Annotated in this window: 15 protein-coding genes, 2 tRNA genes and 3 rRNA genes; 14 read left to right on the top strand and 6 right to left on the bottom strand. The window is 44.2% G+C overall.

All coding sequences use genetic code 11. The features are described 5' to 3' along the window. Window positions 1-12 precede the first annotated feature (12 nt). From tyrS to ACPEGP_RS07910, 3 genes are all read left to right on the top strand, one after another. Window positions 13-1,224, top strand: a complete 1,212-nt coding sequence (tyrS, locus tag ACPEGP_RS07920) for a tyrosine--tRNA ligase (RefSeq protein WP_068403761.1) — start codon at window positions 13-15, stop codon at window positions 1,222-1,224. Between the two features lie 136 nt (window positions 1,225-1,360). Further along, window positions 1,361-1,609, top strand: coding sequence for a DUF1653 domain-containing protein (locus tag ACPEGP_RS07915; RefSeq protein ID WP_423813089.1), 249 nt, complete (start codon window positions 1,361-1,363; stop codon window positions 1,607-1,609). 185 nt (window positions 1,610-1,794) lie between these two features. Then, a complete protein-coding gene (locus tag ACPEGP_RS07910; protein WP_201592093.1) occupies window positions 1,795-2,451 on the top strand; it encodes a hypothetical protein in 657 nt (218 codons plus the stop codon). Window positions 2,452-2,475: 24 nt separating this feature from the next. Here the strand turns inward: ACPEGP_RS07910 and ACPEGP_RS07905 are convergent, their stop codons facing one another. Next, a complete protein-coding gene (locus ACPEGP_RS07905) occupies window positions 2,476-3,228 on the bottom strand; it encodes an SDR family NAD(P)-dependent oxidoreductase (protein WP_423813088.1) in 753 nt (250 codons plus the stop codon). A gap of 78 nt (window positions 3,229-3,306) precedes the next feature. Further along, a complete protein-coding gene (upp, locus tag ACPEGP_RS07900) occupies window positions 3,307-3,954 on the bottom strand; it encodes a uracil phosphoribosyltransferase (protein ID WP_191692246.1) in 648 nt (215 codons plus the stop codon). Window positions 3,955-4,356: 402 nt separating this feature from the next. Here upp and ACPEGP_RS07895 point away from each other — a divergent pair, with 402 nt between their 5' ends. The 9 genes from ACPEGP_RS07895 to ACPEGP_RS07855 all read left to right on the top strand — a co-directional run bounded on the left by ACPEGP_RS07895 (window position 4,357) and on the right by ACPEGP_RS07855 (window position 13,329). Then, on the top strand, window positions 4,357-4,920 hold the full coding sequence (locus ACPEGP_RS07895) for a DNA glycosylase (protein ID WP_423814266.1): 564 nt from the start codon (window positions 4,357-4,359) through the stop codon (window positions 4,918-4,920). 802 nt (window positions 4,921-5,722) lie between these two features. Then, window positions 5,723-7,261 (top strand): 16S ribosomal RNA (locus ACPEGP_RS07890). Between the two features lie 76 nt (window positions 7,262-7,337). Beyond that, window positions 7,338-7,414: transfer RNA gene (locus ACPEGP_RS07885), tRNA-Ile, on the top strand. Window positions 7,415-7,423: 9 nt separating this feature from the next. Next, window positions 7,424-7,499 (top strand) — tRNA-Ala (locus ACPEGP_RS07880). A 354-nt stretch (window positions 7,500-7,853) separates the two neighbouring features. Next, a 23S ribosomal RNA gene (locus tag ACPEGP_RS07875) occupies window positions 7,854-10,715 on the top strand. 118 nt (window positions 10,716-10,833) lie between these two features. After that, window positions 10,834-10,948, top strand: a 5S ribosomal RNA gene (gene rrf / locus ACPEGP_RS07870). The 16S, 23S and 5S rRNA genes sit together here with 2 tRNA genes alongside, the layout of an rRNA operon. Before the next feature lie 242 nt (window positions 10,949-11,190). After that, window positions 11,191-11,409 carry a dodecin family protein gene (locus ACPEGP_RS07865; protein WP_105246437.1) on the top strand — a complete coding sequence of 73 codons (219 nt, stop codon included), beginning with the start codon at window positions 11,191-11,193 and terminating at the stop codon, window positions 11,407-11,409. 217 nt (window positions 11,410-11,626) lie between these two features. Then, window positions 11,627-12,682, top strand: coding sequence for a 5'-nucleotidase (locus ACPEGP_RS07860; protein WP_423813087.1), 1,056 nt, complete (start codon window positions 11,627-11,629; stop codon window positions 12,680-12,682). Window positions 12,683-12,723: 41 nt separating this feature from the next. After that, entirely contained in the window at window positions 12,724-13,329 is a 606-nt protein-coding gene (locus ACPEGP_RS07855; protein ID WP_423813086.1) for a rhomboid family intramembrane serine protease, read from the top strand. On the opposite strand, the gene ACPEGP_RS07850 is transcribed toward ACPEGP_RS07855, so the two are convergent. From ACPEGP_RS07850 to ACPEGP_RS07840, 3 genes are all read right to left on the bottom strand, one after another. Further along, window positions 13,326-13,871, bottom strand: a complete 546-nt coding sequence (locus tag ACPEGP_RS07850) for a hypothetical protein (RefSeq protein ID WP_423813085.1) — start codon at window positions 13,869-13,871, stop codon at window positions 13,326-13,328. The genes ACPEGP_RS07855 and ACPEGP_RS07850 overlap by 4 nt on opposite strands. Before the next feature lie 126 nt (window positions 13,872-13,997). Next, on the bottom strand, window positions 13,998-15,866 hold the full coding sequence (locus tag ACPEGP_RS07845) for a sodium:solute symporter family protein (protein WP_102076655.1): 1,869 nt from the start codon (window positions 15,864-15,866) through the stop codon (window positions 13,998-14,000). A gap of 4 nt (window positions 15,867-15,870) precedes the next feature. After that, window positions 15,871-16,131: a DUF4212 domain-containing protein gene (locus ACPEGP_RS07840; protein WP_144298090.1), complete on the bottom strand. Its 261-nt coding sequence runs from the start codon at window positions 16,129-16,131 to the stop codon at window positions 15,871-15,873. A gap of 794 nt (window positions 16,132-16,925) precedes the next feature. On the opposite strand from ACPEGP_RS07840, the gene ACPEGP_RS07835 reads away from it, so the two are divergent. Beyond that, window positions 16,926-18,422 (top strand): alanine/glycine:cation symporter family protein, encoded by a 1,497-nt coding sequence (locus ACPEGP_RS07835; protein WP_200663456.1) that lies wholly within the window; start codon window positions 16,926-16,928, stop codon window positions 18,420-18,422. A gap of 108 nt (window positions 18,423-18,530) precedes the next feature. Here ACPEGP_RS07835 and ACPEGP_RS07830 read toward each other — a convergent pair whose 3' ends face one another. Beyond that, the gene (locus tag ACPEGP_RS07830; protein WP_423814265.1) at window positions 18,531-20,168 is read right to left on the bottom strand and encodes an electron transfer flavoprotein-ubiquinone oxidoreductase; all 1,638 of its coding nucleotides are present in this window, start codon (window positions 20,166-20,168) and stop codon (window positions 18,531-18,533) included. A gap of 677 nt (window positions 20,169-20,845) precedes the next feature. On the opposite strand from ACPEGP_RS07830, the gene ACPEGP_RS07825 reads away from it, so the two are divergent. Beyond that, on the top strand, window positions 20,846-21,580 hold the full coding sequence (locus ACPEGP_RS07825; RefSeq protein WP_406947881.1) for a DUF1285 domain-containing protein: 735 nt from the start codon (window positions 20,846-20,848) through the stop codon (window positions 21,578-21,580). Window positions 21,581-21,587: the final 7 nt, after the last annotated feature.

Below are 21,587 nucleotides of genomic sequence, written 5' to 3'. Positions count from 1 at the left end.
AAAGAGAGCATCATGACCACCCAAACTTACACCCTAGAAGAACAACTTGCCCTGATTCAGCGCGGTACACAAGAAATCCTATCGGAAGACGATTTGGTTAAAAAGTTAAAACTGAATCGCCCGCTGCGTATCAAGGCAGGCTTTGATCCCACAGCGCCTGACCTGCATTTGGGCCATACCGTGTTGATTAATAAGCTGAAGCATTTTCAAGATTTGGGTCATGAGATTTATTTTCTAATCGGCGATTATACCGCCAAGATTGGTGATCCATCTGGCAAAAACAGCACACGCCCGCCGTTGACCGATGAACAAATCAAAGTCAACGCACAGACTTATGCAGAACAAGTTTTTAAAATCTTGGATAAAGAAAAAACCAAGATCGTCTTTAATTCTGAATGGTTTAAAGACATGTCAGCGGGTGATATGATTCAGCTTTCTAGCCAATTGACCGTTTCACGCATGCTAGAGCGTGATGATTTTTCTAAACGCTACGCGGCGCAAACGCCCATTGCTATCCATGAGTTTTTATACCCATTGGTGCAAGGCTATGACTCTATCGCGCTAAAAGCTGACGTCGAGCTGGGCGGTACTGACCAAACCTTTAACATTTTGATGGGACGTACCTTACAAGGTCGTTATGGTCAAGAGCCGCAAGTTTGTATTACCGTGCCAATCTTAGAAGGGCTAGACGGCGTTAATAAAATGTCTAAGTCACTCGGCAATTACGTCGGTATTTACGATGCGCCGGGCACCATGTACCAAAAACTGCTGTCGATGCCAGATACTTTAATCCGTCGCTACTTTGAATTTTTAAGCTTTAAGCCGATGGAGGAAGTTGAGGCGTTAATGGCAGAGATGGAAAACGGTCGTAACCCACAAGAAATCAAACGCATTCTTGCTGAAGAATTAATCGAGCGTTTCCATGATGCGGACGCTGCTGCTAATGCGCACAAGTCAGCGGGTAACGTATTGGCTGATGGTGAACTGCCCGTTGATTTACCAGAAGTGACGTTAGAGTTAGAAGGGCAGGACGCATTATTTATCACGCAAATCCTAAACCAAGCAGAGCTTGCCAAAAACAGCTCATCGGCTAAAGACATGATTAAACGTGGCGCGGTAAAAGTAGATGGCGAAGTCGTCGATGCAGGCTTTAGTTTAACGTCTGGTCAGACAGTCGTTATCCAAGCAGGCAAAAAGGCGTATGCAAAAGTGACGGTAGCTTAAATTGACTAGTTTCAATAATACAGGTAATCATTAAAGATAAGGTCGACATTGATGGTCGACCTTATTTATTTTGCGTTATGAATTTACTGAGACAGTATTTAGCTCGTGTACTTAAGATATAAATGAGGATTCAATCATGACAGAAAAAACGGTCTGCCAAGGCATTTACCGCCATTATAAAGGCAATCTTTATCAGGTATTGCATACCGCGCAGCATTCAGAAACAGAAGAATTGCTAGTGGTTTATCGCTGTCTATATGGCGAGTATGACGTTTGGGTTCGACCATTAACCATGTTTACAGAAACCGTTGAAGTTGATGGTAAGGAAATACCGAGATTTGTGCTGATTAAAGCCTTAGCTGATCAAGGTTTTAAAAATACTTAAAACTCATTGCTCAAATAAAAAGCGTCTTTTAAGGTCGCTTTTTTTATATAAATAAAGCGGACAAATAAATCCAAGCACACAATCTGTGCTGCTATTCGATAGCAAATGACTGTAATAGGAAACGTATATAATAGATACTATATGTACTAAATAATAGTTTCACTGTTTAATAAGGATATTAGCGTATGGGCAAGTTAACTTTAGCATTGCTTGATAGCAGCTTATATCCACAAAGCTGGCAGCAGCAAATATTTACCAATCCGCGCGCGCTATTGCTAGCGATGCTCATGACAGAAAATATGCCAGATGCCGAAGCATTTACAAAGCAATTATTAGCCAATGGTGTTTATCAAGATTGGATAAATAGCAGCGTCTTTGGTCGCTATCTACATCGTAATTTTACGGCCTTTTATCGACAAACAGAAGACAGCTTTAATACCGATATGCCAGCGTTATTTCGCCGCGAGCTTATGCGCCACGCCCAGTGTTTACCAATAGAGCAAGTATTATTATTTGCAGGAGATTTAGCAAAAAGCGTGCGTCAGACAAGGGTGTTAATCACAACGCTCAATCCTGCCACCGCGATTATTGATGCTCAAAAGGTAAGTGCAAAATCTACTATGAATAATCCGACCATGATTATCAATCAGATAGTAATTAAAGGTAAGCAAGTTTTAGGATTTCCGATACGTCACAATAAACGTACCAGCGAGCGCACGCGTAATGAGGTATTGATTTTGGGTTTTCAGGAATTGCGCCTGATCAATGAAGAGAATGTCATAGCCAAAAAACGAAGCAACATAGAGGCGACTATATTGCTTCGATCTTATGAATTACGTTAATAAACCGAATGGTCGGCTAAACCTTTATGAATCTTGCTTAGCAATCGTTAGACCGTTGTAGGTTTGCGCAACCGGCATGACTTCTAAACGGTTGACGTTAATATGGGCAGGCGACTCAATCAGCCATAACAAGATATCGCCAATATCATCACCGGTCATGGTTTTAAAGCCGTCGTAAACTTGAGCGGCTTTATCGTCATCGCCATGATAGCGCACGTTTGAAAATTCGGTGCCCGCGACATTACCCGGTTCAAGATTGGTCACCCGTACTTGCGTACCGATTAAGTCAGCGCGCAGATTTAAGCTAAACTGTTTGACAAAGGCTTTGGTCGCACCATAAACGTTACCACCAAAATAAGGCCAACTGCCCGCAATTGAACCAACATTAATAATATAACCGCTATCGCGTGCGACCATGGCTGGCAAGACAGCATGAGTCAATGCCATCAAACCTTTAATATTGGTATCAATCATACGTATCCAATCATCAAGACTGGCGTTGTGCGCAGGCTCGGTGCCGAGTGCCAGTCCAGCGTTATTCACCAAGACATCGATTTGCTTAAAGTCAGCTGGCAAGTCAGCAATGATGTGCGGTATAGACGCGGTGTCACTGACATCCATGACCACAGGTAAAAATGCCTCGCCCAACGTATCTGCCAACGCATTCAATTTGTCTAAGCGTCTGGCACAGCCAATCACGCGATGACCATTGGCAACCAAACGCTCAGCTAATGCTTTACCGAAACCAGCGCTTGCGCCTGTAATCAATACGTTCATCTTATATCCTTATCATTGATGTTCTGTACATGTGTCATGATTTATAACGCCAGCTTGTCTTGGTTTAAAGGCGTTGTCTTACTTGTTAAATAACTGCTTACCAAAGATTTTATCGCCCGCATCACCTAAACCTGGAATAATATAACCATGCTCATCCAAATGGCTGTCGAGGGCAGCGGTATAGATAGTTACGTCAGGATGTGCTTCATTGACCACACGCACGCCTTCAGGTGCCGCAACCAATACCAAGGCTTTAATATTGGTACAGCCATTTTTCTTTAACATCTCGATGGTTGCAACCATTGAACCGCCAGTCGCCAACATGGGGTCAATAATAAGCGCTGGACGTTTGTCCATGTGGCTGACAAATTTTTCAAAAAACGGCACTGGCTGCAAGGTTTCTTCGTCACGCTGTAAACCGACGACAGAGATTTTCGCCGTTGGGATTAAATCGAGCACACCGTCGAGCATGCCAATACCAGCACGTAAAATCGGTACAATCGTTGCGGTCTTACCGATGATTTGCTCGCCTGTAATTTCGCCACACCAGCCCTGCATTGGGAAGGTTTCAATTTCAAAATCGCGGCTCGCTTCATACGCCATCAAGCGTGCAAGTTCTTTGGTTAATGTACGAAATTTATAGGTACTACAGTCTTTTTCACGCATAAGGCTGAGTTTATGACGGACTAGCGGGTGATCAATAACGGTGATTTTTAAGTCATTCATAAGGTCTCTCTTGATTTTTCGCTGATGCTTGCGCAGTTACTGCGGTTGCTATTAGTAATAAAGATACAAACACTTACTGCACTTCAACCCTATACCTAGACCATCAATAGTAAGCTTAATGCTTTAATAAAAAAGTAAGCCAAAGGCATTTATAACAAGGTTAGTTTTATTTAAGCAAACTATGTTCGACTATAATAACGCCCTAACAAATGAAGTAGTGTTCAGGCTTGCTATGATAACAAAAAAACCGCTTTTCTGATGAAGAATCTTATGACTACACAACCATCCCATACCCATGATAGTACTGATAAATTGGCTACCAACTCGTTATTGTTCGACACTGGCGCCGCAGAAGTAGAAACCCATCCGTTCGGTCCAGTGTTACCGCCGAATGCTACCGTGATGATGATGGGTACTTTTCCACCGACTGCTGATAAATGGGCAATGCGCTTTCACTACCCGAACTTTTATAATGATATGTGGCGTATCTATGGCAGTGTGTTTTTTGATGACGTTGATTATTTCAGAGTAGGCGATGAAAAGCGTTTTGACCCTGAGCGTATTCGTGCCTTTATGTTCGAGCGCGGCATTGCCTCTTGTCCTACCGTCACTCAAGCTATCCGCGAGACTGGTAATGCTTCTGATAAAAACCTCACCGTTGTCACCCCCGTTGATTTAGATATTATCTTGCCACAAGTACCAAAGGTTGAAACCTTATTTACCACGGGCGGCAAAGCCACTGAAGTGCTACTCAATTTATTAGCTGAGCCACCTGCCAAATCAAAATACCCTAAGACCAATCAAAGTATGGATTACCCTTATGAATGGCAAAGTAATAATAAGAAAGTTAATGTAAATAATCTTACCTTATATAGGTTACCTTCAACGTCGCGCGCCTACCCTTTAGCGTTAGATAAAAAAGTCGCTGCTTATAAGGATTTCTTTAAAAAGATAGGTAAACTATAGAAGTGTCATATCCTATATAGAAGATAATTATTAGATAGCCGTTATATAGGAGAGGTAAGCAATTTTAAGCAAAAAAGGTAGTCTATAATGAAGGTGAAATTATTTTTAACCCTAACTGACTGATAAATAAACAGTATTAATGGCAAGGTCAGATAATCGCTAAAATAGCGGATAAACCCCCTTGACCCCCTACTAAAAGCGCGTATAATGCCACCCAGTCGAAAGGGAAGGCGGATTGGAGAAGTGGTTTACCACTTATTATTAATAGCGAAGCTATTAACTAATCATCCAACCTACTAAATTACTTTTAAAATAAAATAATTTACTTCTTGACTAATTAAAATAAGCGTCTATAATACGCACCTCATTAGGGAGAACCGGAGTTACTTATATGTGGATTTACATATAACAAACCTGGCTAACCCATTGAAACAAATTATAAAAAAGCTTGACAAACCAAATCATTATGATATGATAGTCGGCTCGCTAGATAGGATAAGTTCTTAGCTTAAACTGACTAGCAAAGAGAAAAACCCTATATATCAGTTACTGGACGACAGTAACTTGACACTATTTAAAAGCATAACTAAAGAACAACTTGTGTGGATTTTTGCTGATTCAGAATGCTAAAAAATAAAGTTGGTTTTACTCTCTTTTCGGGAGTCATTCTAACTATAAAAATTATCATTTAAGACAGCAAGAAAACTCAAAGTTAATTCATTATATGAAACATACGAGAGCGTAATTGCCAGATTAAATGAGCCAAGTTTCGAAGTCTCTTTAAAGGACTTCATGCAAGATTAAACTGAAGAGTTTGATCATGGCTCAGATTGAACGCTGGCGGCAGGCTTAACACATGCAAGTCGAGCGGTAACAGGAGAAGCTTGCTTCTCGCTGACGAGCGGCGGACGGGTGAGTAATACTTAGGAATCTACCTAGTAGTGGGGGATAGCTCGGGGAAACTCGAATTAATACCGCATACGACCTACGGGAGAAAGGGGGCAACTTGTTGCTCTCGCTATTAGATGAGCCTAAGTCGGATTAGCTAGATGGTGGGGTAAAAGCCTACCATGGCGACGATCTGTAGCTGGTCTGAGAGGATGATCAGCCACACCGGGACTGAGACACGGCCCGGACTCCTACGGGAGGCAGCAGTGGGGAATATTGGACAATGGGGGCAACCCTGATCCAGCCATGCCGCGTGTGTGAAGAAGGCCTTTTGGTTGTAAAGCACTTTAAGCAGTGAAGAAGACTCCATGGTTAATACCCATGGACGATGACATTAGCTGCAGAATAAGCACCGGCTAACTCTGTGCCAGCAGCCGCGGTAATACAGAGGGTGCAAGCGTTAATCGGAATTACTGGGCGTAAAGCGAGCGTAGGTGGCTTGATAAGTCAGATGTGAAAGCCCCGGGCTTAACCTGGGAACGGCATCTGATACTGTTAGGCTAGAGTAGGTGAGAGGAAGGTAGAATTCCAGGTGTAGCGGTGAAATGCGTAGAGATCTGGAGGAATACCGATGGCGAAGGCAGCCTTCTGGCATCATACTGACACTGAGGTTCGAAAGCGTGGGTAGCAAACAGGATTAGATACCCTGGTAGTCCACGCCGTAAACGATGTCTACTAGTCGTTGGGTCCCTTGAGGACTTAGTGACGCAGCTAACGCAATAAGTAGACCGCCTGGGGAGTACGGCCGCAAGGTTAAAACTCAAATGAATTGACGGGGGCCCGCACAAGCGGTGGAGCATGTGGTTTAATTCGATGCAACGCGAAGAACCTTACCTGGTCTTGACATATCTAGAATCCTGCAGAGATGCGGGAGTGCCTTCGGGAATTAGAATACAGGTGCTGCATGGCTGTCGTCAGCTCGTGTCGTGAGATGTTGGGTTAAGTCCCGCAACGAGCGCAACCCTTGTCCTTAGTTACCAGCGGTTTGGCCGGGAACTCTAAGGATACTGCCAGTGACAAACTGGAGGAAGGCGGGGACGACGTCAAGTCATCATGGCCCTTACGACCAGGGCTACACACGTGCTACAATGGTAGGTACAGAGGGCAGCTACACAGCGATGTGATGCGAATCTCAAAAAGCCTATCGTAGTCCAGATTGGAGTCTGCAACTCGACTCCATGAAGTAGGAATCGCTAGTAATCGCGGATCAGAATGCCGCGGTGAATACGTTCCCGGGCCTTGTACACACCGCCCGTCACACCATGGGAGTTGATTGCACCAGAAGTGGTTAGCCTAACCTTTTAGGAAGGCGATCACCACGGTGTGGTTGATGACTGGGGTGAAGTCGTAACAAGGTAGCCGTAGGGGAACCTGCGGCTGGATCACCTCCTTATAGACAGCATTCGGTCAGCAAGAATTCACAACAAGTTGTTCTTTAGTTTAAGCTTACGTTTATACAAGCGTAATTTGGGTCTGTAGCTCAGCTGGTTAGAGCACCGTGTTGATAACGCGGGGGTCAGTGGTTCAAGTCCACTTAGACCCACCATTTATATATGGGGCCATAGCTCAGTTGGTAGAGCGCCTGCCTTGCACGCAGGAGGTCAACGGTTCGACTCCGTTTGGCTCCACCACTATAAACGCAGTAAGCTTTGAATGCTAATAAATGAATAGGTATCAAACAGAAACAAGTGATTCCAATATAGCGATATATTATCTGATTACTTCTTTCTGTTTTATACGGAAACTTACTACTCGACGAGAGAGTAAGAACTATTTAAAAACATAGATATGAGTCTGGGTTAGAGTGGCGTGTTCACGCGACACTCTAACCTTAAGAAATCCTCTTTTAACGACATTGTTTGTTATCCCAAAGAGGATTTCTTAAAAAAGTAAAGAGAACTGAATCAAGCGTAAACATAGGTGATATCGTTATCATAATTAGATTGTATGACACTTAGAAGTCGAAAGACTACTTGGGGTTGTATGGTCAAGTAATGAAGCGCACATGGTGGATGCCTTGGCAGTCAGAGGCGATGAAAGACGTGACAGCCTGCGATAAGCTTCGGGGAGGCGGCAATATCCTGTGATCCGGAGATTTCTGAATGGGGAAACCCACCTAGCATAAGCTAGGTATCTTATATTTATATAAGAGGCGAACGAGGGGAAGTGAAACATCTCAGTACCCTTAGGAATAGACATCAATTGAGATTCCCCTAGTAGCGGCGAGCGAACGGGGAGAAGCCGATTAGTACTAATGTAGAAGAACAGCGTGGGAAAGCTGACCGTAGTAGGTGATAGTCCTGTATTCGAAACATTAGCATTAACATATTAAGTAGAGCGGGGCACGAGAAATCCTGTTTGAAGATGGGGGGACCATCCTCCAAGGCTAAATACTCCTGACTGACCGATAGTGAACCAGTACCGTGAGGGAAAGGCGAAAAGAACCCCTGTGAGGGGAGTGAAATAGAACCTGAAACCGTGTGCGTACAAGCAGTGGGAGCCTTAATTTATTAGGGTGACCGCGTACCTTTTGTATAATGGGTCAGCGACTTATATTCTGTAGCAAGGTTAACCGTTTAGGGGAGCCGTAGGGAAACCGAGTCTTAATAGGGCGATTAGTTGCAGGGTATAGACCCGAAACCGAGTGATCTATCCATGAGCAGGTTGAAAGTGCCGTAACAGGCACCGGAGGACCGAACCCACTGTCGTTGAAAAGCCAGGGGATGACTTGTGGATAGGGGTGAAAGGCTAATCAAACTCGGTGATAGCTGGTTCTCCCCGAAAGCTATTTAGGTAGCGCCTCGGACGAACACCATTGGGGGTAGAGCACTGTTTCGGCTAGGGGGTCATACCGACTTACCAAACCGATGCAAACTCCGAATACCGATGAGTGATATCCGGGAGACACACAGTGGGTGCTAACGTCCATTGTGGAGAGGGAAACAACCCAGACCGCCAGCTAAGGCCCCAAATTCCTAGTTAAGTGGGAAACGAGGTGGGAAGGCATAGACAGCTAGGAGGTTGGCTTAGAAGCAGCCATCCTTTAAAGAAAGCGTAATAGCTCACTAGTCGAGTCGGCCCGCGCGGAAGATGTAACGGGGCTCAAACTAGGAGCCGAAGCTGCGGATTTGAATTTGTTTTCAAGTGGTAGGGGAGCGTTGTGTAAGCCTGTGAAGGTGTGTTGTAAAGCATGCTGGAGGTATCACAAGAGCGAATGCTGACGTGAGTAACGATAATGCGAGTGAAAAGCTCGCACGCCGGAAGATCAAGGGTTCCAGTCCAACGTTAATCGGGGCTGGGTGAGTCGACCCCTAAGGCGAGGCCGAAAGGCGTAGTCGATGGGAAATCGGTTAATATTCCGATACTTGTTTATAATGCGATGGAGGGACGGAGTAGGTTATGTCAGCCTGGCGTTGGTTGTCCAGGTGAAAGGATGTAGGCTTACAGTTTAGGCAAATCCGGACTGTAATACGGCTGAGATCTGATAGCAAGCGGTACTTGTACCGCGAAGTGGCAAATACCATGCTTCCAGGAAAAGCTTCTAAGCAATAGTTATAAACGAATCGTACCCTAAACCGACACAGGTGATCAGGTAGAGAATACCAAGGCGCTTGAGAGAACTCTGCTGAAGGAACTAGGCAAAATGGTACCGTAACTTCGGGAGAAGGTACGCTGCCGATGGTGATAGGACTTGCTCCTTGAGCTGTTGGCAGTCGCAGATACCAGGCTGCTGCAACTGTTTATTAAAAACACAGCACTCTGCAAACACGAAAGTGGACGTATAGGGTGTGATGTCTGCCCGGTGCTGGAAGGTTAATTGATGGGGTTAGCGTATGCGAAGCTCTTGATCGAAGCCCCAGTAAACGGCGGCCGTAACTATAACGGTCCTAAGGTAGCGAAATTCCTTGTCGGGTAAGTTCCGACCTGCACGAATGACATAATGATGGCAGCGCTGTCTCCAGCAGAGACTCAGTGAAATCGAAATCGCAGTGAAGATGCTGTGTACCCGCGGCTAGACGGAAAGACCCCGTGAACCTTTACTACAGCTTTACATTGAACTTTGACCTGACTTGTGCAGGATAGGTGGGAGGCTTTGAAGCCGAGACGCTAGTCTTGGTGGAGCCATCCTTGAAATACCACCCTGGTCATGTCGGGGTTCTAACTCAGGTATAACAATACCGAGGACAATGTATGGTGGGTAGTTTGACTGGGGCGGTCTCCTCCTAAAGAGTAACGGAGGAGTACGAAGGTGCGCTCAGAACGGTCGGAAATCGTTCATAGAGTATAAAGGCAAAAGCGCGCTTAACTGCGAGACCCACAAGTCGAGCAGGTACGAAAGTAGGTCTTAGTGATCCGGTGGTTCTGTATGGAAGGGCCATCGCTCAACGGATAAAAGGTACTCTGGGGATAACAGGCTGATACCGCCCAAGAGTTCATATCGACGGCGGTGTTTGGCACCTCGATGTCGGCTCATCTCATCCTAGGGCTGAAGCAGGTCCTAAGGGTATGGCTGTTCGCCATTTAAAGAGGTACGCGAGCTGGGTTTAGAACGTCGTGAGACAGTTCGGTCCCTATCTACCGTGGGCGTTGGAAATTTGAGAGGATCTGCTCCTAGTACGAGAGGACCAGAGTGGACGAACCACTGGTGTTCGGGTTGTCATGCCAATGGCATTGCCCGGTAGCTACGTTCGGATGGGATAACCGCTGAAAGCATCTAAGCGGGAAGCCCACCTCAAGATTAGATTTCCCTAAAGAGCCGTTCAAGACTAGGACGTTGATAGGCAGGGTGTGGAAGCACAGCGATGTGTGTAGCTAACCTGTACTAATTGCTCGTTTGGCTTGACCATACAACACCCAAGTGGTTTGTATCAAGTCTAATTATTTCGATATCACCTTAATCCTTGATTCAGTTGGATTAAGATGACACTAGTCATTAAACACACAGACTCATATCTAACCCCCTTTGCTGACGACAATAGCATGATGGCACCACCTGATCCCTTCCCGAACTCAGAAGTGAAACATCATCGCGCCAATGGTAGTGTGGCCCCGGCCATGTGAGAGTAGGTCATCGTCAGCTCTCTATTCCGATTACCCCCTTACGTGAATGCGTAAGGGGGTTTTCTTTGTCTAGCGGTTGAGGTTAGAAAACTATTTTACATATCCTAATACATAACTTAACAGCTATGTATTGTTGAGATGACTTATTAAAGCTATGATTATTACAGTTCATGTTATCGATGCAGGATTACTAGAGAAACATGGGCTTTTATAAATGAACTTAATATCATAAAAATTAATAATCACAAGGATGAGATGATTATGACTATTGCAAAGAATATTGAAGTAAGCAGCACCTCAGAAACAAGTTTTGAAGACGCTATTCAAAAAGGCGTGGCGCGTATCGCCAAAACCGTTAACAATGTTCAAGGTGCTTGGGTAAAAGAGCAGAAAGTTGGTATTACCGATGGTAAGATTAATAAGTATCATGTCATTATGATTGTGAGCTTTGTCATTAATGAAGATACTGACCTTAGTTAATCATTATTAATAATATAGAATTACTTATAGACCTGATTTATTAAAAAATAAAAAGCCTGTGTATGCAGGCTTTTTTTATGTCTTTTAATCCGTCATAAAACAAAGGTTTACTCATAGAAATTTCTTAACATTATAGATTGAGGTAGATGTAGTAAACTGGTCGTTTGATATTTTTAACATAATTTTTTTAACAAAGTTTTTATAAATAGAGAAAGCTATGGCAGTTGATTTTACCAATACCTTGATCGTTGCGATATCAGCAACCGCTTTATTTGATTTATCAGAGTCTGAAAATCATCTGATAGCGTTATTGCAACAGCGACCTCACGAAGCGATTAAAGAGTTCCGCGACTATATGGCTGAACGTGAAAACGATCCGCTCAGCATCGGTGCTGGCTATCCGCTTATTAAAGCGTTGCTAAATTTAAATAATTATTGCCATGATTGTGAAGGGCAGAGTTCAGGTATTGATACACCGCTGGTTGAAGTGGTGATTGTTTCAAAAAGTAGCCCTGATACAGGTATTCAAGTGCTCAATGCGATTCGTGAACATGGTTTAACCATTTCTCGCTCGGCGTTTATATCCGGAAGCCCTATAGCGCCTTATATTAAAGATTTTAATGTGGATTTGTTTTTGACCACCAATCGTGATGACGCTCAGCAGGTTGCCGATGCCAATATTTGTGCCTGTGCGATATTAGATGCCACACCAGTAAATACTTATGAGCTCGATACTAAGCAGCTGCGTATCGCATTTGATGGTGATGCGGTATTGTTTGATGACTCAGGTGAGCTGCTTTATAAACAAAAAGGGTTGCGGGCTTTTCATGAGCGTGAAGCCGAAATGCGGGATTTGCCGATAGAAAAAGGACCTTATGCAGAGCTGTTGATTAAGCTGTCAAAAATGCAAGAGCGATTGCCTGCAAGCTTGCATACTTCTCCCATGAAGATAGCGTTAGTCACTGCCCGTAATGCCCCTGCGGACTTACGGGCGATTAAAACGCTACGTGATTGGGGTGTTGATCTCGACATGGCATTTTTTTTGGGCGGACTTGAAAAGACGGCAGTATTAAAAACCTTTGCGCCACATATCTTCTTTGATGATTCGGTTAAACATATTGATGCCGCGCGTAATTTTATGCCAACGGCGTTGGTTCCTTATCATTCGACCTCTTTGCTGCATGCCAAGAGTGTATTAACGGCAGAAGAAGACACCTCATCATTGTCATTTAAGCCTGTAAAAAGCACATTGTCTTCTGTGAGCGAGCAATAGGGTTTTAATAACATTCAAAGGTTTAAAAGATAAGGTTTGTTATGAAGTGGCAGCAATTATTTAGCTTAATAACGCGCAGAATTAAGCAAGTTTTTGGCTTATATGCGTTTGTTCTTATACCGATGTGGGGCATGTTTTTTCTCAATGAAACACTGCTTTTCGGGCTATGGAATATCTTTGGGATTGTGCCACGGGCGTTAGATTTAGGTAGTATGATTGGGGTAGTTGCGTCATGGACGATGCATGGCAACTTTTCTCACTTACTTGGTAATACATTGACGTTATTACAAATTTTATTTCTGTTCGGACTCTTTGAAAATAATGCTTATCGTACGGTAATTAAATTGATCGTGGCGTCAGGATTGGTGACTTGGATTATCGGTTCGCCATTGTCGATTCATATCGGCGCGTCGGGGCTATGTTTTGCGATGCTGGGTTATATGATAGGCGGAGCAGTATTTGCGCGGCGCTGGGGTTATCTGCTTGCTTGTATTGTCATGGGAGCTGGTTACTGGTTGACCATCAAACAAGGTTTGATGCCGCAGCAAGGTATCTCATTTGCGGCGCATTTTGGCGGACTATGCGCCGGCTTATTATTGGGGGCAAACTCAAAACATGCTTATACCAGTATCAACACGCGTTATTAAATTTTATTGATACAAACGTTGATATATAACGGATCATTTTTTTCTAATGACCGCCACTTAGTGGTTTGCTTCACATGCTCATCAATGCTCAGCTTACTATCCTTTTCTTGCAATACGTAATCGGCGCGGGCAGGGGCAGCACAGTCAATAACCTGCAGTACTTGCTGCACACTTCGACGTCGCTCAAACAAATATAAATTCACCAAATAAATATTTGGCGAATCAGCGTTGGCGCGAGCGTGTCCGCTATCAGCGGCGATGAAGCGAAAAGTTTGTGGTTTGATATATGACCAAGGACGAAACCAAGTGCTCTGTTCAACTTTTTTAACCACATGCACGCCGTTAGGTAGTTGCGCAGTTTGCTGCTCGAACCAGCTATATTCTTGGCTGATTTGAAAGCCAAAGATGCCAATCGCACCAAACAATGGAATCAGCCATCTTGGGGCTTTTTTTCCTGCAAGTTTGCTGAGATGAGTTATGATTAGTGCTATCCCAGCCATACCAAATCCGGCAGCTATGGTGGCGATAAACTCAAAAAGCATAAGATTTTTCCTTAACGCCATCAGCGCATTTAAAACCAGTTCATAAAAAGATAAAAAAAACACTCACAAGCAGCTGCTGCCGGTGAGTGACTAGATTACAAATAATAGCACACAATATCGTCTAGATTAGTGATCGATTGCGCCGCCAGCTCCACGTGGAGAACGAACACTTTCAACCAATTCTTGGATATGTGCTGGTGGTGGCGCAGTCGCATAAGAAACGGCGAATGCCACGATAAAGTTCAGTAATGCACCAACCGCACCAAATGATAGTGGTGAGATACCGAACAACCAGTACTCTTCAGTATCAGGGAAGCTGGCTGTACCACTGATAAAGAACCAGCCTTTAAAGATAAAGATATAAACCAAGATACTAACCAAGCCCGTTAACATACCAGCAATAGCGCCAAGGTTGTTAATACGCTTAGAGAAAATACCCATCATCAGTGCAGGGAACAGTGAGGCACCTGCAATACCAAAGGCTAGTGCAACGACCTGTGCGGCAAATCCTGGCGGGTTAATACCAAGCCATGTCGCAACCACAATCGCAATCGCCATCGTGATACGGGCAACTTTTAGCTCGCCTGCATCGGTAATGTTTGGATTTAAGTTACGTTTAATCAAGTCATGACTGATTGCTGATGAGATAGCAAGTAGTAGACCCGCTGCCGTTGAAAGCGCTGCTGCCAAACCACCGGCGGCGATAAGACCAATAACCCAACCTGGTAGCTGTGCAATTTCCGGATTGGCCAATACTAAGATATCAGCGTTGACATCAAGCTCATTACCTTCCCAGCCTCTATCGACAAAGATACCATCACGCTCTAAAGCATGTTCAGCTTTTGCTTCTTCAACCGCCGCCGTCGTTGCCGCAACATCACCGCCGTCAGTAGTGGCAGCCGCTGCTGCGAGCTCAGCTGCACCAAGCCCGCTATCACTATAGAACTGGATACGACCATCGTTATTTAAATCGTTATATTTAATAAGACCCGTGTCTTCCCACGTTCTCATCCAGTCTGGGCGTTGATCGTACTCGATGGCAGGCTCTTCAACACCTTGTGGATAGATAGTATCGATTAGGTTTAGACGCGCCATTGCACCTACCGCAGGGGCAGTGAAGTATAGTAGCGAGATGAAAACCAATGTCCAACCAGCCGTCCAGCGCGCATCCGCAACTTTAGGAACGGTGAAAAAGCGAATGATAACGTGCGGTAAGCCTGCGGTACCAATCATCAGTGATAAAGTGAATAGCACCATGTTTAGCTTGTTTGGCACGTCAGCAGTATAAGCGGTAAAGCCCAAGTCGACGACGATTTGATCAAGCTTAGCTAAGATAGGAATACCGGCTTCCACATGGTTTGAGAACAAACCAAGACCCGGAATCGGATTGCCTGTCAGCTCAAGTGAGATAAATACGGCAGGAATGGTATAAGCAATCATCAGAACAATATACTGCGCAACCTGCGTGTAGGTAATCCCTTTCATACCACCAAGTACGGCGTAGAAGAAAACAACGACCGCGGCAATAATCAGACCGGTGGTATTATCCACTTCTAAGAAGCGTGAGAATGCTACCCCAGCGCCGGTCATCTGACCGATAACGTAAGTGGTTGAGGCAATAATCAAACAAACCACGGCAATCATCGCTGCGGTCTTAGAATAAAAACGGTCGCCAATAAAATCTGGAACCGTGAACTTACCAAATTTACGTAGGTAAGGCGCAAGCAGCATGGCCAGTAGAACGTAACCACCCGTCCAACCCATCAAATAAGTTGAGGCCGCATAGCCGCCAGTAGCAATAATACCTGCCATCGAGATAAATGATGCCGCACTCATCCAGTCAGCAGCCGTTGCCATACCGTTTACTACAGGATGGACGCCGCCGCCAGCGACATAAAACTCACTGGTTGAACCTGCACGTGCCCACCATGCAATACCGAAGTATAAAGCGAAAGATAGACCTACAAAAATAATATTAATCGTAAATTGACTCATAGGGCTATTCCTCGTCTACACCATATTGTTTATCTAACTTATTCATACGCCACGCGTAGAAGAAAATTAAAATGATAAATACGCCAATGGAACCTTGCTGAGCGAACCAAAATCCTAGGTCAGTACCGCCTATTCGAATCCCTGTTAATAATGGTCGAAATAAAATACCGAAACCGTATGAACAGAGGGCCCAAATAATGAGGCAACCTATAATGAGACGGATATTGGCACGCCAATAACCAGATGGATCGTTGTGGTTTTCCATAGGACAACTCCTTTTGTCTTGCCTAAAAACATAATATTTGATTTGAGCTTAATGAGTTATTCTTGTCTATCGCTTTAAGCGAAATTGTGTCTATAAAAAAACCATCCTATAGACGATTCATACAAAATGACTCAACAGCTTAGCTGAAAAAATGCGCACAAATGAAAAATAATAAAAACCAAATACTAAAACGTGAACCAGTCATAAAGCGATTTAATAGACATTTATTTAACATTAAGCTGACTTAATCAAATAAACGACATCATAAATGCTAGGGTTTTTAAGAGTCTCTTGCAGAAAAAAAGGGGATTTATCGAGGAAAAACGATGAAGGTCAACAATCCGCTGTCTTTTTACGATCCCGTCTTCCTGACAAGAGTCTTAAAGTTGTTAATACGTTAGTCATTCATACCAATAAATCAATATCAACCGAATGCTAATATCTATAAAATCCACTCTATCATAGTTAAAAAACGTGGTCGGTAATAAAGTAGACTTCTATAAGTGTTTAGAACATTTAATATTACTGAAATCGTACGATAAATGTCTAACCAATGCTACTGATTTGTTACATTCCCCATTCTATAGGACTTCAATAGTAAGTAACATTTATTTCAGAAATAGTCTTTTTAAATTAATAAAAAAATTTGATAGTAGTAGGCGTCTTAATCTCTATAGAATGCAAACGGCATCTTATTAGTAGAGATGTTTAGCAGAATTATGAGCGGTATAATCAGTTAAATGTGTTTCTATATAAAAATAAGTAACATTTATAAACGTAAGTGAGGAGTAGGTATGAGTGACGGCATAGCAGGCTGGTTTAATAACATCGTGAATTACGGCGTTAGTATTATCTGGGGTAATAACGATTGGTTAATCGCCAGCAATCCTTGGTATGGATTGTTGATGTTTGTGTTGATTGGGGCTGGTCTATATTTCACCGTTGCTACGCGTTTTATTCAGTTTCGTCACTTTGGTCATATGTGGCAGTTATTACGGGTGTCAAACCAAGGCCGTAAAGATGGAGGTATCAGCTCGTTTGAGGCGCTGATGACGTCTTTAGCGGCGCGTGTCGGTACCGGTAATCTGGCAGGGGTAGCGATCGCTATCTATCTTGGTGGACCGGGCGCAGTATTTTGGATGTGGATGACGGCGCTCGTCGGTATGTCGACCAGTTTTATCGAGTCAACCTTAGCCCAAGCCTATAAAGTGCCGCATAATGACAATGTTTACCGCGGTGGACCGGCTTACTATATCGAAAAAGGTTTGGGCAAGCGCTGGCTGGCGATATTTTTCTCGCTTTGTTTGCTGGTTGCGTTTGGTTTGGCGTTTAATGGCGTGCAGTCGAATACGATTGCGCAGGCGACCAATGAAGCGTTTGGTGTTCCAACGTGGATGACAGGGTTAATACTGGTCGCGCTCGTCGCCCCAGTGGTATTTGGCGGACTACGCTCGGTTGCGCGTATCGCAGGTAAAATCGTGCCAGTCATGGCGATTCTTTATATCTTGTTGGCGCTTTATATTATTATCACCAACTTTAGCGAATTCCCAGCAGCCGTTGCCTTGATTGTAAAATCAGCCTTTGGTTTTGAGCAAGCGGCGGGCGGTGTGATTGGTTATGGTATTGCGCAGGCGATGATTAACGGTATCAAGCGTGGTTTGTTTTCGAACGAAGCGGGTATGGGTTCAGCGCCCAATGCCGCAGCGACGGCAAAAAGCCATCCTGACCATCCAGCGGTGCAAGGCTTTATGCAAATGCTCGGTGTCTTTATGGATACGCTGGTTATCTGTACGGCAACCGCGGCGATTATTATACTTTCAGGTGTCGTCGATCCAAATGTCGAACAAGAAGGTATTCAATTAACCCAGTTGGCACTGTCGCAGTATGTGGGCGATATGGGCGTAGTTTTTGTCGCGATTGCAATTTTCTTCTTTTCGTTTACCTCTATCATTGCCAACTACAGCTATGGCGAGTCCAATCTTGAATTTATCTCTGGTGAAAAAAATGCCAAAGTCATGATTATGATTTTCCGTTTTATGGTTTTAGGCATGGTATTTGTTGGTGCTATTGCTAGCTTACCTGCTATTTGGAACTTCGCTGACTTATCAATGGGTCTCATGGCACTCGTCAACTTGATAGCGATTTTAATCTTGTCGCCAGTGGCGCTTAGAATTTTGCGTGATTATGAAAGACAAATCAAAGAAGGCAAAACCGGCGAGCAAATCAAATTTGACCCTGATGATTTTGTGAAACTAAAAGATGAAGCCAACCGTGATGCGTGGACTGATTAGATCTTTTTGGTAAGCTAAAAAGTTATGCTGTCGAAGCTATAAATATAAAAAAACCGCCCTTATATTAAGAGCGGTTTTTTATTAAGCCATAATTATCTCAAACATGATTTACATGTTTGGATAGTTAGGACCGCCGCCGCCTTCTGGCGTTACCCAAGTAATGTTCTGTGACGGGTCTTTGATATCACAGGTCTTACAATGCACACAGTTTTGCGCATTGATAACAAACTTAGCACCTTCGGCATCTTTCACCACCTCGTAAACGCCAGCTGGGCAGTACAGACGCGCAGGCTCAGCATACAGCGGTAAGTTAATTGAAACAGGCACCGTAGGATCGGTGAGTTTCAGATGCGTCGGTTGGTCTTCAGCGTGGTTGGTGTTGGAGATAAAGACTGATGACAGCTTATCAAATATCAGCTTACCATCTGGCTTAGGATAGGTTGGCTGATAAGCATGCGCCGCACGCTCTAGCTGATCATAATCTCTCTTATTATCATGAATGGTCAAAGGCATTTTACCGCCAAGCAAATTTTGCTCGATAAAGGTAAAGGCGCCGCCCATCCATTGACCCATACGGTGCATGGCTGGGGCAAAGTTACGCGCTTCGTAGTTGTCTTGATACAGCCATGATTCTTTATACATGGTGCTATAGGCAACCACGTCGTCATATTCACGGCCTGCTTGTAACGCTTCAAAAATCGCTTCAGCCGCCAACATACCTGACTTCATTGAGGTGTGCGTACCTTTGATTTTGGCAGGGTTTAAGAAGCCTGCATCATCACCGACCAACACGCCACCTGGGAAGGTGAATTTTGGTAAGGAGTTTAAGCCGCCTTTGGTCAACGCACGCGCGCCGTATGACAGGCGTTTGCCGCCTTCTAAGACGTTGCGAATGACTGGATGAAGTTTTAGGCGCTGCATCTCATCAAACGGTGACATATAAGGGTTTGAGTACGATAGGTCGATGACCATACCAAAGCTGACTTGGTTGTTTTCATCGAAGTACAACCACCAACCGCCAGATGAGCCGGTATCCGTTAATGGCCAACCTGAACCATGCATGACCACGCCTTGCTCGTGCTTCTCTGGGCTGACTTCCCATAGCTCTTTTAGACCGATACCATAATGCTGAGGGTCTGAGTCTTTATCAAGCGCGAAACGGCTGATGAGGCGCTTGCCCAAATGTCCGCGGCAACCTTCGGCAAAAATGGTATATTTACCTAGCAGCTCGTAACCTGGCTCAAAGCTTGGCTTGGCTTCACCATTGGCAGCCACGCCCATGTCGCCGGTCAAAACCCCTCTTACCGAACCGTCATCGTTATATAAGATGTCGTCGGCTGCAAAGCCTGGGAACATCATGACTTCAAGCTCTTCTGCTTGCTCAGCCAACCAACGAACGACGTTGCCCAATGAGACAATGTAGTTGCCTTCATTGTGCATGCTGGCAGGCACGATAGAATCAGGAAGCTTGGTTGCTTTGGTCGCAGAACCGAGCATATAAACGCGGTCTTCAATGGCAGGTACGTTTAGTGGCGCGCCTTTTTCTTTCCAATCTGGTATCAGCTCGTCTAAAGCACGCGGCTCAATGACCGCACCAGATAAGGTATGGGCACCAAACTCTGAGCCTTTTTCGACCACACAAACCATAAACTCATCATTGCCCGCTGCAATAGCAAGCTGACGCAGACGAATGGCTGCTGATAAACCCGCAGGGCCGCCGCCAACGATGATGACATCAAATTCCATTGATTCACGTTCGATTTCAGGCTCAGTAGTTTCTGGTTCTACGGCTGGCTCGGGCGTTGCTTCTGTTGCAGTAGTGGCTTCTACTGGCTCAGCGGCAACTTCTGTCGCCTCAGTTGCAGCGCTTTCTTCAGTAGTGGCGACTTCTTCTACGGCTACATCAGTATGTGCGATGTCGCTATTTACAGTGTCGTTACTGACAATGTCATTATTAACAACGTCGTTGCTAACAGTGTCATTATCAACAACAGGCTTTTGATTGTCTTGCTCTTGCATACCTACTCCTAAACTTTTAGTGGCTTATCTCAGGGCATCATTAGCTTAACAATTGAATAATAAAGCTTGCGGCGCTAACGTTACTCAGACATATGGCTGCCCGATAAGAACTGTCTTTGCGGCATCAATTGACGACGTTAAGCGTACAAAGATTGACGTAAAATCTAGCACCCATAACGTAAAATGTGTTGTTAATTCAACACCCACTGAACCATTGCAAATAAATAATCGTTACTCATTATAAAAGAAAAGTCCTACAAACACGATACGCATTTCTGAGTATCAATGTTAAGGTAAGAGGGAAATAATGGGGGTACAATGACGATAGGCTTTCATCATACCCGAAACAAAAATTTATAGTAATAATAGATGCGCCAAACTTTGATTACTACATAAAGGATTTTATGATGAATGACGATAATAAAAACGACAATTCTAATGATAAAGATAGCCTCAAAGTCACGAATGACAAGGTATCTGCGCCAAATGGTATGGATGCTTTGAGTCAGTATTTTAAGTCAGCGCCAAGTATACGCGAAGGGCGCGCTATACCGCCGCTTGAGAACTGGCATCCTGAGCAAGTAACGGACATGGATCTAACCATCAAAGCCAACGGCGAGTGGTGGCACGAAGGCGGGCACATGACCCGTCAGTCATTAGTCAGTTTGTTTGCCACTATTTTGTGGAAAGAAGAAAATAATGGCGCGGTTGAGTATTTTTTAAAGACACCGGTACAAAAACTGCGTATCCACGTAGAAGATGCGCCGTTACTGATTAACGATGTTGGTATCGTTGAAGAACAAGGTGAAAGCTGGCTAGAATTTACGACCACCACCGGTGATGTAGTGCGTTTAGATGATGAACATCCGATTAGTTTGCGTGCTTATACAATGAAAGACTCTGATGACAATAGCCATTCTGACAAAAGTAAGAATAAAGAAGATAATAAAAGTACAGAAAGCTCTACGCAAATTCGTCCTTATATGATGGTACGAAACGGCTTGGAAGCATTGATTGGACGTAACGCTTTTTATCATTTAACAGAAATTGGTGAATTGACAGAGCGTGAAGGTGAGACGATACTAACGCTGCAAAGTGGTGATAACGCTTATACGTTATCAATGCCATCAGATTCATAATAGACTA

This window comes from Psychrobacter sp. 219-2-C (genome assembly GCF_049560815.1).
GTDB lineage: Bacteria > Pseudomonadota > Gammaproteobacteria > Pseudomonadales > Moraxellaceae > Psychrobacter > Psychrobacter faecalis.
The sequence above is the reverse complement of the archived record's forward strand: the minus strand, read 5'-3'. Positions and strand labels throughout refer to the sequence as shown.

What these genes read in the sequence shown, in the direction of transcription:
- ACPEGP_RS07845 (WP_102076655.1), bottom strand. Translation starts at nt 15,866, where the DNA reads ATGAGTCAATTTACGATTAATATTATTTTTGTAGGTCTATCTTTCGCT.
- ACPEGP_RS07915 (WP_423813089.1), top strand. Translation starts at nt 1,361, where the DNA reads ATGACAGAAAAAACGGTCTGCCAAGGCATTTACCGCCATTATAAAGGC.
- ACPEGP_RS07895 (WP_423814266.1), top strand. Translation starts at nt 4,357, where the DNA reads ATGATGATGGGTACTTTTCCACCGACTGCTGATAAATGGGCAATGCGC.
- ACPEGP_RS07850 (WP_423813085.1), bottom strand. Translation starts at nt 13,871, where the DNA reads ATGCTTTTTGAGTTTATCGCCACCATAGCTGCCGGATTTGGTATGGCT.
- ACPEGP_RS07830 (WP_423814265.1), bottom strand. Translation starts at nt 20,168, where the DNA reads ATGGAATTTGATGTCATCATCGTTGGCGGCGGCCCTGCGGGTTTATCA.
- ACPEGP_RS07825 (WP_406947881.1), top strand. Translation starts at nt 20,846, where the DNA reads ATGATGAATGACGATAATAAAAACGACAATTCTAATGATAAAGATAGC.
- ACPEGP_RS07860 (WP_423813087.1), top strand. Translation starts at nt 11,627, where the DNA reads ATGGCAGTTGATTTTACCAATACCTTGATCGTTGCGATATCAGCAACC.
- ACPEGP_RS07905 (WP_423813088.1), bottom strand. Translation starts at nt 3,228, where the DNA reads ATGAACGTATTGATTACAGGCGCAAGCGCTGGTTTCGGTAAAGCATTA.
- tyrS (WP_068403761.1), top strand. Translation starts at nt 13, where the DNA reads ATGACCACCCAAACTTACACCCTAGAAGAACAACTTGCCCTGATTCAG.
- ACPEGP_RS07835 (WP_200663456.1), top strand. Translation starts at nt 16,926, where the DNA reads ATGAGTGACGGCATAGCAGGCTGGTTTAATAACATCGTGAATTACGGC.
- ACPEGP_RS07855 (WP_423813086.1), top strand. Translation starts at nt 12,724, where the DNA reads ATGAAGTGGCAGCAATTATTTAGCTTAATAACGCGCAGAATTAAGCAA.
- ACPEGP_RS07910 (WP_201592093.1), top strand. Translation starts at nt 1,795, where the DNA reads ATGGGCAAGTTAACTTTAGCATTGCTTGATAGCAGCTTATATCCACAA.
- upp (WP_191692246.1), bottom strand. Translation starts at nt 3,954, where the DNA reads ATGAATGACTTAAAAATCACCGTTATTGATCACCCGCTAGTCCGTCAT.
- ACPEGP_RS07840 (WP_144298090.1), bottom strand. Translation starts at nt 16,131, where the DNA reads ATGGAAAACCACAACGATCCATCTGGTTATTGGCGTGCCAATATCCGT.
- ACPEGP_RS07865 (WP_105246437.1), top strand. Translation starts at nt 11,191, where the DNA reads ATGACTATTGCAAAGAATATTGAAGTAAGCAGCACCTCAGAAACAAGT.